Raw genomic sequence first — 14,086 nt, forward strand, 5'->3', positions numbered from 1 at the left:
GTGGGCATGATGAAGCGGGTGACCGAGACCGATTCCGATGCCGAGCGGCTGAACCATGCGGAGATGCGCCACCGGGAGCTCGACGAGCGCCTCGCCGAGCTCGGGCGACACGCGTACCTGACACCCTCCGAGCAGCTCGAGGTAGCCGAGCTGAAGAAGCAAAAGCTCAAGGCGAAGGACGAGATTCACGCCCTCCGCCGGGGAACGTCCTGACCCAGGGGCGACCGGACGCGAGAGGAAAGTCCGGAGCGCACCTCGGCCCCCGAGACGAGAGGGCCCTTCGAACGAACGAGAGCGCCGATCGGCGAGGCCGATGCGGCGCTCTCGGCGTTTCGGGCCTCGGCGAGCTCTACTTCGGCGGCGCCGCAGCCGGGGCCGGGGCGGCAGCGCCCGGATCGGCTTTCTTCTCGGCGGCGTCTTCGGGCTTCTTCGTATCGTCGACCTTGTCCTCGACGCTCTCGATGCCGCCGTACACGTCCTTGTTGAGATCCGTCAGCGCATCTTCGAGGCGCTTTTTCTCGTCGCCCGTGAGCCCGCCCGGCGTGTTCTTCTCGATGGCGGCGGCGACGGCGAGCCAGTGGCGCGCGTTGTCGCGGTAGCCGCGCTTCGGATCGGCCACGCCGCCCGGCACGTTCGCGGCGAGCGAGAGGCCCGCGAGCCGATAGTCCGTCATGCCGCGGAGGTACGCGTACTTCGCCTGCTCGGCGTCGGAGAGCGAGTCGATGTCGGGCTCGAGCACGCGGAAGAGCGCGAGCGCCTTCTCGTACTGGTTCTCCTCGTAGTGCTTCTGCGCTCGCTCCAGATCCTGACGGTACGTGGCGCAGCCGAACAGCACGCTGCCGAGGAGAGCCAACGCGGACGCGGTCGAGACGAGCGAGGCCAAACGAGGCATGGCGGGACGATATCCCCGGGCTCGGCCGGTGATCAAGTATCTCCCGCGGACGAAACGCGGCGCCTCACCCCGAGGGCCCCGAGCGCGGCGAAGGCGACGAGCGCCGCGGCCCCGCCCGTATCTCCGGACGTGCTCCCGGGGACCGCGCAGGTGCAGGCCGTGCTCGCTCGTGTCGTCGCGGGCGTGGCGGCGGTCGCGGGCTTCTTCTCGTCGGATTTGCAGGACCAGCTCTCGGTCCCCCGGTAGCTGCACTGCTCGATCACGCTCCCGCTCGCGCGGCGGGCGAGGACGTTGACCTCGGGGCCGTCGACCGAGACTTCGAGGAAGTGGTGCACCGACTCGAAGTACCGCTGCTCCGGCGCGCGGCTGCGTTGCTGGTAGAGCGGCGCGCCCGCGCCGCCCGACACGATGTACTTGAGCCCCTGCCCTTCGCCGCGCTCGTAGATGTGGTCGTGCCCCGCGATCACGAGCTCGACCTTGTTGTCCCGCAGCATCGGGATGATCCCTTGCGACGCGAGGCGCGCGTTGCCGCCGTGGTAGCCGCTCGAGAACGGCCCGTGGTGCATCACCGCGATCCGATGCACGAGGCCCGGTTCGTCGAGCGCGCTCACGAGCTCCGCGCGTAGCCACTCCTTCTCGTCGCCGGTCCACGTATCCATCGCGTTCAGCAGGAAGAACCGCGTGTTCGACCATCGAAACGATCCGTAGAGGTGCGGGCGCTCCCGGCCATCCGTCTCGGTCGCCGCGAAGTACCGGAGGAAGTTCACCTGCCCCGTGGGATCGGGCGTCGTGAGCTCGTGGTTGCCGACGGCGACGAAGATGCACCGGTTCGCGAGCAGCTTGCCCTCGATGCCGAAGAACTCCTGCCACTGCGCCTCGTTGTCGCCGTCCTGCACCATGTCGCCCGTGTGCACGAAGAAGTCGCCGGGCGCGGCTTCGATGGCCCGCGCGACGGCTGCGTGCGACGCGGCGTCCGAGCGGCTGTCGCCGTACGCGACGAACTTGAAGGGGCGGCCATCCGCGGGCGCCGTGGTGAAATCCACGGGCCTGCTCTCCACGTCGCCGACCTTCACGCGGTACGCGTACGTCGTCGCGGGCGCGAGGCCCTCGACCCGGATCGCGTGGAAGCGCTTCTCCGACTCCGACGCCTTCGACGACGAGAATCCCCCCGGCCCGGTCACGAGGACCGTCGCCGGCTCCGGCATCGAGAGCTCCAGCTTGATCGTGACGGCCGTCTGGCCGAGCGCCTGCAGGTACGGCCCCTTGCGGATCGAAGCCGCATCGGCGGACCCCGAGACCCCGAGCAACGCCGCCGTGATGGAAAGCCCGAGGGTGATGCGAGGGAGGGCGCGCGGGGGCGAAGGAGACGGGGTCACGACGCTGCCTAGCATGGATCTTGCGCTCAATTCCAGCGGACGGGCGCGCCACGGCGGCGGAGGGGAAGACGGCGCGCGGCTGGAAGAATCCGTCGACACCGGGAGCCACCATGTCATGATGCTGCGCCGTAACCTTACGGACAGACGGGATTACGGATGGTGCAACGCGCGGGCGGAGAGCCACAGGACGACGCGGGGTTCAATCTGGCCTCGCTCCCTGAAGAGAACCTGCCGCGCCAGTTCGGCAAGTACACGCTTCTGCGTCGGCTGGCGGCCGGCGGGATGGCGGAGATCTTCCTCGCCTTGCACCGCTCGGTCGCGGGCTTCGAGAAGCTCATCGTCATCAAGCGGATCTTGCCCTCGATGAACAACGATCAGGCGTTCATCGAGATGCTCCTGCACGAGGCGCGTGTCGCCGCGACGATGTCGCACCCGAACATCGTGCAGACGTTCGACGTCGGGCAGGTCGACGGGACGTACTTCATCGCCATGGAGCACATCCACGGCGAGGACGTCCGCTCCATCGTCCGCGCGATGCGCAAGAAGGGCCTCACCGAGTTCCCGCTCGAGCACGCCGTCGCGATCGGACTCGGCACCTGCGCGGGCCTCGCCTACGCGCACGAGAAGCGCGACCTCGAGGGCAACCTCCTGCACATCGTGCATCGCGACATCTCGCCGCAGAACATCGTCTGCACGTTCTCGGGCGACGTGAAGATCGTCGACTTCGGCGTGGCCAAGTCGAGCTCGCAGATCGGCGAGGACACGAAGGACGGCCAGCTCAAGGGCAAAGTCCCGTACATGTCGCCCGAGCAAGCGTCCGGCAGCGACGTCGACTGGCGCAGCGACATCTTCGCCGTCGGCGTGCTGCTCTTCGAGCTCACCACGGGCAAACGCCTCTTCAAGGGATCGAGCGAGTTCGAGACGCTGAAGCTCATCTGCGAGAAGGAGTATCCGCGCCCGAGCCAGGTCAAACCCGGCTACCCGCCCGCGCTCGAGCGCATCGTGATGAAGTCGCTCGAGAAGAAGCGCGAGGATCGCTACCAGAGCGCGCGCGAGATGCAGAGCGACCTCGAAGCGTTCGTCCGCGAGGAGCGCATCCCGGTCTCGCAGATCAGCCTGACGCAGTGGATGCAGTCCCTGTTCCAGGACAAACTGGAGCAGCAGAAGGAGGCGCTGCAGGACGTCAAGCAGCTCGCCGACATCATCGCCATGCAGCACAGCCCCTCGATGTACGAGGGCACGGTGACGGGCGGCGGAGGCATGTCGGCGACGGGCGCGTCGACGCCGCTGCCGAAGCGTTCGAGCGTGGGGCTCTGGATCGCGCTCGCCGCCGTGGTGGCCGCCGGCGTGGGCGGCTTCTTCTACATGCGCAAGCAGGCCGCGGATCGCGAAGCGCAGATGCGCGCCGAGGCCGAGAAGGCGCAGGCGGTGCGCGCGAAGGAGACGAAAGGCGCGCTCGACATCAAGTGCGGCGCGGACGAGGGCTGCTCGATCTGGATCAACGGCGAGCTGCAGAAGCAGGTCACGCCCGCGAAGATCGAGGGGCTGCCGCTCGACAGCGAGATCAAGATCAAGCTGACGAAGGAAGGCTTCGAGGCGCACCGCGAGTCGATCACGCTGACCGAGCAAGAGCCCACGCGCGCCGTCCAGGCCGTGATGAAGACCGGATCGGTCACGGTGGTGCTGAAGATCGATCCCCCCGCGACGGTCTGGCTCGACAACAAACAACTGAAGGGCGTGGTCGAAAAGCTCGAAGGCCTCTCCGCGGGCGAGGAGCACAAGATCGTCCTCCAGCTCTCGGGCTACGTGCCGAAGACGATCACGTTCACCGCCGAGAAGGGCGAGACGAAGGTCATCCAGGAGCGGCTCGTGAAGGCCGATCCGAACAGCGCCGCGGCCGCGGGCACGGGCAGCCCGAGCACCGCGGGCGGCGGAGGCGGCGGCGGCAGCGGCAAGGTGCGCGTCACGTCGAAGGGCGGCTTCTGCAACGTGACGATCAACGGCGTCGGTTACGGGTCCACGCCCGTCGAGGCCGTGGTCAACGCGGGCACCGCGCGCGTCACGTGCAAGCCCGAAGGCGGCGGCGCCTCGCAGTCGCAGGCCGTGCAGGTGAAGGCCGGCGAGGTCGCGCGCGCGGCCTTCAAGCTCAACTAGTCTCAGCGCGGCCGGCGGCGATACCGCAAGCGCGTCACGGGCAGCCCGTCCGCGATCGCGTGGTGCTCGCGCGGGCTCCGCGCGTTGTACGGGTTCTCGACCATCCGCGCCGAACCCGGCTCGTCGCCGCTCGGCTCGAACGCCTCGTGCGCGCCGATCTGCGCTTCGTACATCTCCGCCCGCTCCGCGACGTCCGTCTGCACGTAGAACTCGCCGCCGTCGCGCAGGAGCCGCGCGATCGAGTCGAGCAAACCCGGCCCCATGACGAGGCGCTTCGCGTGCTTTTTCTTCCACCAGGGATCGGGGAAATGCATGAAAAACGTATCGATCGAGCCGTCCGGCCCGAGCCGGGAGAGCGCCTCGCGCGCGTCCGCGTTGAGCACGCGCGCCCGCCCGCCAAGGCCCTGCTTCTTGAGCCGCTCGTCCACGATCGACGACCACTTCAGCCGGATCTCCAGCCCGAGCAGCCTGCGATCCGGCGCGGCCGCCGCGCGCTCGAAGACGAAGCCCCCGCGGCCCGGGCCGATCTCGATCTCGATGGGGCCTTCCCCCGGCAGGATCGAGCCGATGTCGACCGGGCCCTCGTCCGGGAAGCGAGCGGCGTGAGCGTACGGATGGTTGGGGCGCGGCCGGAACACCATGGCGGGCGCAAACAAGCACAACGTCGGCCGGATGGGTAGCGGGCCTTTGACCGGGTCGGTATGGTCCCGCCCGTGACGCCTCGGGACGTGGGCAAACGCCTGGCCCCTTACGCCTTCCCCCTCGTGGTGAGCTTCGCCCTCGGCGCGCTCGCCGTCCGCGGCATCCTGAACCGCGCAGGCCGGCCTGCGCTCCCGCTCGACGACGCGTTCATCCACCTGCAATACGCGCGTCGCCTCGCCGAGGGGCACTTCTTCTCGTACGTGCCCGGCGAGGGCTACACGACGGGCGCGACGAGCCTGCTCTGGCCTGTCGCCCTCGCGCCGCTCTACCTCCTCGGCCTGCGTGGGCTCTCGTTCGTGTGGGCCACGTGGCTGCTCGGCACGCTCGCGCACGCCGCGCTCGCGGTCGAGACCGGGCGCCTGGCGCATCGACTCGCCGGCCGCGCTGCGGGCGCCGGCGCGATGCTCATGTGCCTCGGCTTCGGCGCGTTCGCGTGGTTCGCGTGGAGCGGCATGGAGACCATCCCCTTCGCGTGGATGCTCATGCGCACGGCGCGCGTCGCGGCCGCGTACTGCGAGCCCGATCCTTCGTCCCCCGCGCCCGGCCGTCGCCAGGCGATCGAGGTCGCCGCGCTCGGCTTGCTCACGCCGCTCGTGCGCCCCGAAGGAGCCGTCGCCTCGGCGCTCGCCGTCGCCGCGCTCGCGTTACGCCCGAACGGCGACGGCAAACCGCGACGCCTCGTCGCGCTCGTCCCTGCGCTCGTCCCTGCGCTCGGACCGCTGCTCGTGCCGCTGCTCCACCTCGTGCTCGCGGGTCACGCGGCCTCCTCGACCACGATGGTCAAGTGGCTCCCGGCGAACCCCGCGTACGACCGCGCCGGCATGATCGGCTTCCTCCAGTCGAACCTGCGTGTCCTCTGGCAGAGTGTGCTCGACGGCGGCGAGTGGTCCGCGATCTTCGTCCCGGAGAACTTCCTCGTCCCCACGATCCTCGGCGCCTTCGCGCTCGTGTTCCGCGTGCAGCGCTCTGCGCTCCCGATCCACGGCACGTTCGTCCTCGCGATCGTCCTCGCGACCGCGCTGCCGTGCACGTACCTGAGCTTCCTCTGGAACCGCGTCCGCTACGTCTGGCCCTTCTACGCGGCGCACTTCGTCCTGCTCGCCTGCCTCGCCCGCGAGATCGGCGACCTCGCGCGACGCTTCTTCCGCGCGCGCGCGCCCGTCACGCCGCTCGTCCTCGGCCTCTTCACGGGCGCGCTCGTCACGAAGCTCCCCTGGACGCTCTCCGACCTCGCCACGAGCGCGCGCGCGATCGATCACCAGCAAGTCACGCTCGGCTTCTGGGCGCGCGAAAAACTCCCCGAAGGCGCGCGCATCGGCGTGAACGACACGGGCGCGATCGCCTACGTCTCCGACCGGCGCACCTTCGACGTCGTCGGCCTGACGACCGAGGGCGAATCGCGGTACTGGACGTTCGGCGCTGGCTCACGCTTCGAGCACTACGAAAAACTGCCCGCTGAGCGCCGGCCCTCGCACTTCATCGTGTACCCGCAGTGGATGGCCTGCCCGCCCGTGCTCGGCGAGGAGCTGCACCGCGAGACCGTGACCGATCAGTCGATCCTTGGAGGACCAACGATGATCGCCCACGACGCGCGCTGGGATCTCCTCGGCACGGGGGCGCTGCCGCGCGTGGTGACGCCGAAGGGCGCGCTCGCGGACGAGATCGACGTCTCCGACCTCGAGTCCGAGGACACGCACGGCTACGCGCGGCTCGGCGCGTCGGATCAGGACAACGTGGCCGTGATGGCCGAGCCGCCGCGGCGGGACGATGCAGGCTCGGACGAGGACACGCCTGCCGCCGAGATCGCCGACGGCGGCCGCATGCGCCGCGCGCTCGATCGTTTCACCACGAACCTCGCCCAGGGCCGCGCGGCATCCCTCGTCTTGCGCGCCTCGGCCGACACCGACGTCGAGCTCGTCGTGCGCGCGGGCGGCATCGAGATCGGATCGGCTCGGCTCCCGGCCGGACCGTGGGTCGAGCGTGTCGTGGAGATCCCGCCGGATCGCGTCTGGGCTCGGACTGAGATCGAGGTCACGCCGCGCGAGGCGGGCGCGTTCCATTCGTTTCACTACTGGCTTTACCAGTGACGCGACGGCCTCCGCGGATCACGGGCGCGGGAACTCTTGCGTCGTGTTCACGCTCGCCACGCTTTCCGTCACCGTCGCGATCGCCCGCCGGATCGCGCCGTGCGCGAGCCGATCGGGCCGCGCGGGCGCGATCGCCGCGCAGAGCGCCAACGCCGTGACGTACAGCGCGCCCATCACGGTGAGCAGGCGGCGCGTCTCGTTCGGGATCCGCACGCGCGCCTTGCCTGATGCCTCGATCGCCACGAGCCGCGCGCGGACCTGCACCGGCCCGAGCACGATCACCGCCCGATCGCCCTCCTCCACTTCGAGCGACACGGGCCCGGTCACGAGGCGGCCAAGCCCGTCTTTTCCATGCGTTCGTCCTCTCGCGCGCGGGGGCACGTGCAGCATGAACTGCCCCTCCTTCACCTCGGCCACGACGGCGGCTTGGCCTCCGTATTCGGCCATCGGGATCCGCGCGATCGACTCCGGGGTCTGCCCGATCCAGCACGCGCCGCCCTCGAGCACGTGGCGCACGCCGAGCACCTCGGTGCCACGCAGCGCGACGAGCTCGAGCGCTTTGTGTGCGCCCTCTGCCGCCTCCACATCCCGACCTCCGGAGGCCTTCTCGCCCTCCGTCCTCGACGCGAAAAACGGCTCCTTCGCCATGGTTCCCTCGTAAACCTCCCTGGTTCCCGGGTGGCTCGATCGGGAGCCCGGCGCGGGCGAGCCCTCGCGCCATGCACGATGGACGGACACCGCCGTACGTTGTAAATGCAGGCGCGTGCGAAAGCGGCCTCTCGGCAAAACCTCCCTCGAAGTGTCCGAGCTCGGCCTCGGCACGTGGGGGCTTTCCGGCGACGGCTACGGGCCCGTCGTCTTGCCGGAGGTCGATCGTGTCCTCGATCGAGCCGTCGCCTCCGGCGTGAACCTCTTCGACACCGCCGACGTCTACGGCCGCGGCGCGATGGAGAAGAAGCTCGGCGCGCGCCTGCCGAAGGACAAGACCTACGTCGTCACGAAGATCGGCACCGATCTCGAAGCCTCACCCGCGCAGAAGCGCTTCGACCCGAGCTACCTGCGCGTCGCCTTCGAGCGCTCGCGCGAGCGCCTCGATCGCAGCCCGCTCGACGTCGTGCTCCTGCACAACCCGACCGAGCACGCGCTCGCGCGCGCTGAGACCGTCGCGTTCATGAAGGAGCTCGAAGAGCGCGGCCTCGTGCGCGCCTGGGGCGTGAGCGCGGGATCGGTCGAGGTCGGGCGCGCCGCGATCCGCGCCGGGGCCAAGGTCCTCGAGCTCGCCTACAACGTTTTCAACGCCAAGGATCTCCACGCGCTCTCCGCGGACGTGAAGGAGCACGGCGTCGGTGTCCTCGCGCGGAGCGTCCTCGCCCACGGCCTGCTCACCGGCCACTGGAGCCCCGAGCGCGAGTTCTATGCCGGCGACCACCGCGCCGATCGTTGGAGCCAGAAAGAACTCGCCAAGCGCATCCAGCAGCTCGACGCGCTGCGCCCGTTCTCCAAGGCCGAGGACGTCGGCACGCTCCGCTCGGTCGCGCTCCGGTTCGTCCTGGCGAACCAGCTCGTCTCCTCGGCGATCCTCGGCCCCCGCTCGGTCGCTCAGTTCGATCAGCTCGAGCGCGAGGCGGGCGAACCGCCGTACCTCAAGGACACGGTCATGGTCGAGCTCGCCGCGCGGCTCAAGGCCGTGGGCGTCGAGATCTGACGGAGCCTGCGCAAGAGCACCATGGAGAGCGCCAGCATGGACACCGAGCTGGAAGCCGTTCTGGCCATCGCCCGCGAGGCGGCGGAGATCGTCCGCGCGGTCTACCGCACGACCTTCGCCGTGGAGATGAAGGGCCCGAACGATCCGGTCACGCGCGCCGATCGTGAGGCGAACACGCTCATCTGCGCGCGCCTCGCCGAAACATTCCCCGGCGTCCCGATCATCGCCGAGGAGACCCCGCCGGAGACCGCGGCCGAGGCGCGGAGGATGGTCCAGAACGACCGCGTCTTCTTCGTCGATCCCCTCGACGGCACGCGAGAGTTCGCCGATCGGAACCCCGAGTTCGCCGTGATGATCGGCCTCGCCGTCGGCGGCCGCGCGACCCTCGGCGTCGTCGTCATGCCCGAGTCGGGCGAGGCGCTCTGCGGCCGCGTCGGCGCGTCCTCCGTGGCGTTCGTCGAAGGACCGGACGGCGTGCGCCGCCCGCTTCGCGTCTCGGCTCAGCACGATCCTTCGATGGCGACGATGATGGTCTCACGCTCGCATCGCCCGCGCCTGGTCGAGCCGCTCGCGCAGCGTCTCGGCGTGAGGCGGATCGTCCCGTGTGGATCGGTCGGGGTGAAGGTCGCGCGTGTCAGCACCGGAGAAGCCGATCTTTACGTACACGGCGGCACGGGCGCGAAGCTCTGGGACACGTGCGGCCCCGAGGCGATCCTCGTCGCCGCGGGCGGCCGCTTCTCGGATCTCGACGGCGCGCCGATCGACTACGCCTACGGCGGGCTCAAGCTCGAGAACGGCCTCGTCGCGACGAACGCGGCGCTCTACGACACCGTGATCGAAGCCATCTCGGCTTTGAGCTAAGCTCCGCGTACCATGCGCGACCGAGCCAGCGTGGTGATCGTGGGGGGCGGGATCATGGGCCTGTCCGTCGCCTTCCACCTCGCGAAGAACCACGGCATCACGGACACGGTCGTCGTCGAGAAGAGCTACCTCTGCGGCGGCGCGAGCGGCCGCAACGGCGGCGGCGTGCGGGCCCAGTTCGGCAGCGAAGAGAACATCCGGCTCATGCAGGAGAGCATCCGCATGTGCCGCGACTTCGCGGCTGAGATGAAGATCAACGTCTGGTTCCGCCAGGGAGGCTACCTCTTCCTCGTTCGCAACGAGCGCGCCCAGAAGAACCTCGAAAAGAGCGTGCGCGTGCAGAACGAGTGTGGCCTCGCGACGCGCCTGCTCGAACCGAAAGAAGCGAAGCGCATCGTGCCCGAGCTCGACATCGAGGGCGTCCTGCTCGCGAGCTACAACCCCGACGACGCCGTCGTCTTCCCGTGGCCGTTCGTCTGGGGCTACGCCGAGTGCGCGCAGAAGCTCGGCGTCGAGATCGAGACCTTCACCGAGGTCACGGGCTTCGAGACGCGCGGCTCGCGCATCGAGGGCGTCGTGACGAACAAGGGAACGATCCGGACGAACCGTGTCGTCAACGCCTGCGGCGCGTGGAGCCCGATCGTCGCTTCGATGCTCGACGTGAAGCTCCCGAACCGCCCGCACCGCCACGAGATCTGCTCGACCGAGCCGCTCAAGCCCTGGCTCAAGCCGCTCGTCGCGGACCTCTCGAACGGCCTCTACTTCTCGCAGTCGATGCGCGGCGAGATCGTCGGAGGCATCTCCAACGAGGACGTCCCCGAGGGCCTCGACATGGGCTCGTCGCACCGCTTCCTCGCGCTCTACGCGCGCGCCCTCACGCGTGCGGTGCCGCTCCTCGGCCGCGTCAAGGTCCTGCGCCAGTGGGCGGGCTGTTACGATCTCACGCCCGACGCGAACCCCATCGTGGGTGAGGTCGATGCGATCGAAAACTTCTACCAGGCCTCGGGCTTCATGGGCCACGGCTTCATGATGGCACCCGTGATGGGCAAGCTCCTCGCGCAGCACATCGCCGAGGGCACGAAGCTGCCGCTCTTCGACCGCTGGAACCTGCGCAGGTTCGCCGAGGGCAAGCTTCTCTCCGAATCGATGATCATCGGCTGACGGTGGGGGGCTCCGGTCGGATTGCGGTGCAGTCCTTCCTCTGCCCCCCACATCCCCGCTTGGTCCGCTACGATGGTGGCGTGGGTGAGCTTGTCCTGATCACGGGAACGTCGAGCGGCATCGGTTTGTCTGCGGCCATCGAGTGCGCAGCGGCGGGGCACAGGGTCGTGGCGACGATGCGCGATCTCGGCCGGCGCGGGGAGCTGGAGAGGGCCGCGAAGGCGCGCGGCGTCGCGGTCTACATCGAGCAGCTCGACGTGACCTCGACGAACGCGGGCGACAAGATCCGCGAGCTCGTCCTGAAGTACGGACCCTTCTTCGCGCTCGTCAACAACGCGGGCATCGTGATCGGCGGGCCCTTCGAGGAGCAATCCGAAGACGACGTGCGCCTGCAGCTCGAGACGAACGTGCTCGGGCTCATGGCGACCACGCGCGCGATCCTCCCCTCGATGCGCGGCGCCGGTCGCGGCCGCATCATCAACGTGTCGAGCACATCGGGCCGCGTGGCCATGCCGTGCCTCTCGATCTACGCGGCCACGAAGCACGCCGTGGAGGGCTTCAGCGAGGGGCTGCGCTGGGAGGTCGAGCCCTTCGGCATCGACGTCCTCGTCGTCGCGCCGGGCACCTTCCGCACGCCGATCTTCTTCGAGAACTTGAAGCGCGGCGCGCACGTCGCCGACGAGGGCCCCTACGGCGCGCTCATCCGCAGGATCGAGGATCTCGCCCTCAGCGGCGCCCGGCGCGCGCCCCCGCCGGACGAGGTGGGTCGCACCATCCGGCGCCTCGTCGGAGAGCCTTCCCCGGCGTTCCGGACGATCGTGGGCCGGGATGGGTTCGCGACGACGGCCCTTCGTGGTGTGATGCCTGACCGTTTGTTCGCGCTGGGGCTCCGCCGAGCGCTCGCGCTTTCGCGGGTTCGTTGACACGTCGAGCGACCACGAATAGCGTGCGGACCCGAGATCGCAGGCAAGCTGGGTCGCTTTCTGCAGTCATCCGGGGGACTTGGCCTTCGGGGGGAACGCGGCTCGCTGGTCTTCGGCATCGCGCTGTCATTCGTTTCCGCTCGCTAGTGGCACCGTGGTCGTCGTGATGCGGGGGGCATCTGGGACCCATCCAGCGCACGCCCGCCGTGCCGAGGCCGCTTCTGAGGGAACGCCGGAGGAAGACATGTTCCGCACTGCACGCCGAATTTACCCCACCCTTCGCTCGCTCCTTTTGGGGGCCGTCGTCGCCTCGGGGGTGACCGTCGCCACGAGCGCCGTCGTTGGCTGTGGGGGGGACGAGAACGACCCCCTGACGCACGTCAAGAAGCTGTCGGATCCGGGCACGCGCGTGCCTGCCGTGAGTCGCCTCGTCCAGTTCTTCGAAGACGCGATGACGAAGGACAACAAGGACAGGAACGGTCCGAACGTCAAGCCGCTGCTCGACAAGATCGTCGAGCCGATGTCGCAGATCTGCGCGACCGGCGATCTCGACGAGAAGACGCAGTCGAAGGTCGTCAAGTTCCTCTCGGACGCGCGTGACGCCCGCGGCGCGCCCTGCCTCATCAAGACGCTCAAGGACTACAAGCCCGACACCACGGAAGAAGACGTGCGCGCCGCGGCGCGCGGCGTCGGCCCGATGAAGGCGAAGGACGCAGCGGGCCCGCTCTTCGAGGCGTTCTCGAAGCTGCGCCACTCGAAGCCGAAGGCCTCGCTCATCACGCGCGACGTGCACGACGCGCTGCTCGAGCTCGCCGAGCCCTCGTGGGAAGGCGACTGCATCAAGAAGATCGAGGTCCCGATCGCCGACCGCAAGGACATCAACGTCCTCAAGGACCAGTTCTACTGGCAGATCACCTGCGCCGAGATCCTCGGCCAGTTGAAGAGCGCGAAGGCGGTGCAGCCGCTCGTCAAGATCGTCCTGTCGCCGACGAAGGCGGACGCGCAGGCCACGGCGATCTACGCGCTCATCAAGATCGGCAAGCCCTCGATCGATCCGACGGTGAAGCTCCTCCAGGGCGCCGACGCGGATCTCGTGAAGTACGCGAAGGAGGAGTTCCTCCTCTCGCAGAAGGGCGAGGACGGCAAGGTGCCCGAGGCCGCGGCGAAGCAGGCCGACACGGCGTACGTCGCGCCCGCCGCGCTCATCCTCGGCAGCATCGGCCGCGAGGAGGCCGTGCAGCCGATGATCGACGCGATCGGCAAGGCCGACGACACGGGCAAGGTCGTCATCGCCCGCGAGCTGCTCAAGCTGCCGACCTCGGAGCCGGCGCTCAAGGCGGTGCAGGGCGTCTACGAGAAGACCTCGATCACGATGACGATCCCGCCCGGCGTCGGCGCGCGTGATCAGCTCCTCGAGACGATGGGCTACCTCTTCGACTCGAGCCTCGTGCCCTGGATGGTCAAGAACGCGCTCGACGCGAAGGGCGAAGACGCCGACCTCGAGCCGATGCGCGCCGCGACGCTGCTCACGGCGATGAAGCTCATGAAGGCTGACCAGATCCCCGAGGTCGACAAGCTCTTCAACTCCAAGATCAACGGCCCCGATGGCAAGCCTTCCACGCTCGGCAAGGGCTACGAGAAGGAATACAAGACGGCCACGGACCTGCTGAAGGAGTGCGGCGACAAGCTCGACTGCTACTACGGCAAGCTCGCGGATCCGAACTCGCACGTCGGTGACAAGCAGTTCATCGGCATGAAGAGCGCGTACATGGTCGGCGTGCTCGGCGGCGACGCCGCGCGGCCGAAGCTCGTCGAGCTCCTGCCGAAGATCACGAACGCGGCCACGAAGTTCATCTCGGTGCAGGTGATCGACCGCCGCTCCGCGAAGGGCGACGCGACGATCGCGGGCCAGCTCCAGAAGATGGTCGACGAGGCCGAGGCGACGAAGGACAGCAACAAGATCGCCGCGGTCAACCCCTTCAAGACGGTCATCTACCGCTTGAACGCGCGCGGCCAGTAAACCGGAACTCCCACACCCCGCAGTCAACGATGGGGGCTGCGCTCGGACGAGCCGAGCTACGCCCCCAAACCCCCGCCCCCTCTCCTTCCGTGTGAGAGGGGGTTTTGTTTTCGAAGCCCGTGGGGCTTTGTTTTTCGAGGGGTTTTGTTCTTCAGGCGTCCGGGGGTTTTGTTTTCTCGGCGCGGTGCAACCAAGCGTAGTATCC

12 protein-coding genes are annotated in these 14,086 nt (G+C 68.8%); 8 read left to right on the forward strand and 4 right to left on the reverse strand.

Annotated elements, in window-relative coordinates; translation table 11 throughout:
• Positions 1–6 precede the first annotated feature (6 nt).
• Positions 7–213, forward strand: coding sequence for a YdcH family protein (locus QHF84_RS17890; protein ID WP_281314527.1), 207 nt, complete (start codon positions 7–9; stop codon positions 211–213).
• A 136-nt stretch (positions 214–349) separates the two neighbouring features.
• On the opposite strand, the gene QHF84_RS17895 is transcribed toward QHF84_RS17890, so the two are convergent.
• The gene (locus QHF84_RS17895) at positions 350–892 is read right to left on the reverse strand and encodes a hypothetical protein (RefSeq protein WP_281314528.1); all 543 of its coding nucleotides are present in this window, start codon (positions 890–892) and stop codon (positions 350–352) included.
• Positions 893–924: 32 nt separating this feature from the next.
• On the reverse strand, positions 925–2,268 hold the full coding sequence (locus QHF84_RS17900) for a metallophosphoesterase (RefSeq protein WP_281314529.1): 1,344 nt from the start codon (positions 2,266–2,268) through the stop codon (positions 925–927).
• 156 nt (positions 2,269–2,424) lie between these two features.
• On the opposite strand from QHF84_RS17900, the gene QHF84_RS17905 reads away from it, so the two are divergent.
• The gene (locus QHF84_RS17905) at positions 2,425–4,422 is read left to right on the forward strand and encodes a serine/threonine-protein kinase (protein WP_281314530.1); all 1,998 of its coding nucleotides are present in this window, start codon (positions 2,425–2,427) and stop codon (positions 4,420–4,422) included.
• 2 nt (positions 4,423–4,424) lie between these two features.
• On the opposite strand, the gene QHF84_RS17910 is transcribed toward QHF84_RS17905, so the two are convergent.
• The gene (locus tag QHF84_RS17910) at positions 4,425–5,063 is read right to left on the reverse strand and encodes a tRNA (guanine-N7)-methyltransferase (RefSeq protein WP_281314531.1); all 639 of its coding nucleotides are present in this window, start codon (positions 5,061–5,063) and stop codon (positions 4,425–4,427) included.
• Positions 5,064–5,135: 72 nt separating this feature from the next.
• Between QHF84_RS17910 and QHF84_RS17915 the strand changes: the two genes are divergently transcribed.
• Complete coding sequence (locus tag QHF84_RS17915) at positions 5,136–7,211, forward strand: hypothetical protein (RefSeq protein ID WP_281314532.1); 2,076 nt, start codon at positions 5,136–5,138, stop codon at positions 7,209–7,211.
• Positions 7,212–7,229: 18 nt separating this feature from the next.
• On the opposite strand, the gene QHF84_RS17920 is transcribed toward QHF84_RS17915, so the two are convergent.
• A complete protein-coding gene (locus QHF84_RS17920) occupies positions 7,230–7,859 on the reverse strand; it encodes a hypothetical protein (protein WP_281314533.1) in 630 nt (209 codons plus the stop codon).
• 115 nt (positions 7,860–7,974) lie between these two features.
• On the opposite strand from QHF84_RS17920, the gene QHF84_RS17925 reads away from it, so the two are divergent.
• The 5 genes from QHF84_RS17925 to QHF84_RS17945 all read left to right on the forward strand — a co-directional run bounded on the left by QHF84_RS17925 (position 7,975) and on the right by QHF84_RS17945 (position 13,881).
• A complete protein-coding gene (locus tag QHF84_RS17925; RefSeq protein ID WP_281314534.1) occupies positions 7,975–8,916 on the forward strand; it encodes an aldo/keto reductase in 942 nt (313 codons plus the stop codon).
• A 36-nt stretch (positions 8,917–8,952) separates the two neighbouring features.
• Positions 8,953–9,777: a 3'(2'),5'-bisphosphate nucleotidase CysQ gene (locus QHF84_RS17930; RefSeq protein WP_281314535.1), complete on the forward strand. Its 825-nt coding sequence runs from the start codon at positions 8,953–8,955 to the stop codon at positions 9,775–9,777.
• A 12-nt stretch (positions 9,778–9,789) separates the two neighbouring features.
• The gene (locus tag QHF84_RS17935; protein WP_281314536.1) at positions 9,790–10,938 is read left to right on the forward strand and encodes an FAD-binding oxidoreductase; all 1,149 of its coding nucleotides are present in this window, start codon (positions 9,790–9,792) and stop codon (positions 10,936–10,938) included.
• Between the two features lie 80 nt (positions 10,939–11,018).
• Entirely contained in the window at positions 11,019–11,861 is an 843-nt protein-coding gene (locus QHF84_RS17940; protein ID WP_281314537.1) for an SDR family NAD(P)-dependent oxidoreductase, read from the forward strand.
• A gap of 244 nt (positions 11,862–12,105) precedes the next feature.
• Positions 12,106–13,881 carry a hypothetical protein gene (locus tag QHF84_RS17945; protein WP_281314538.1) on the forward strand — a complete coding sequence of 592 codons (1,776 nt, stop codon included), beginning with the start codon at positions 12,106–12,108 and terminating at the stop codon, positions 13,879–13,881.
• The last annotated feature ends 205 nt before the right edge of the window (positions 13,882–14,086 follow it).

This window comes from Polyangium sp. y55x31 (genome assembly GCF_029946505.1).
Lineage (GTDB): Bacteria > Myxococcota_A > Polyangia > Polyangiales > Polyangiaceae > Polyangium.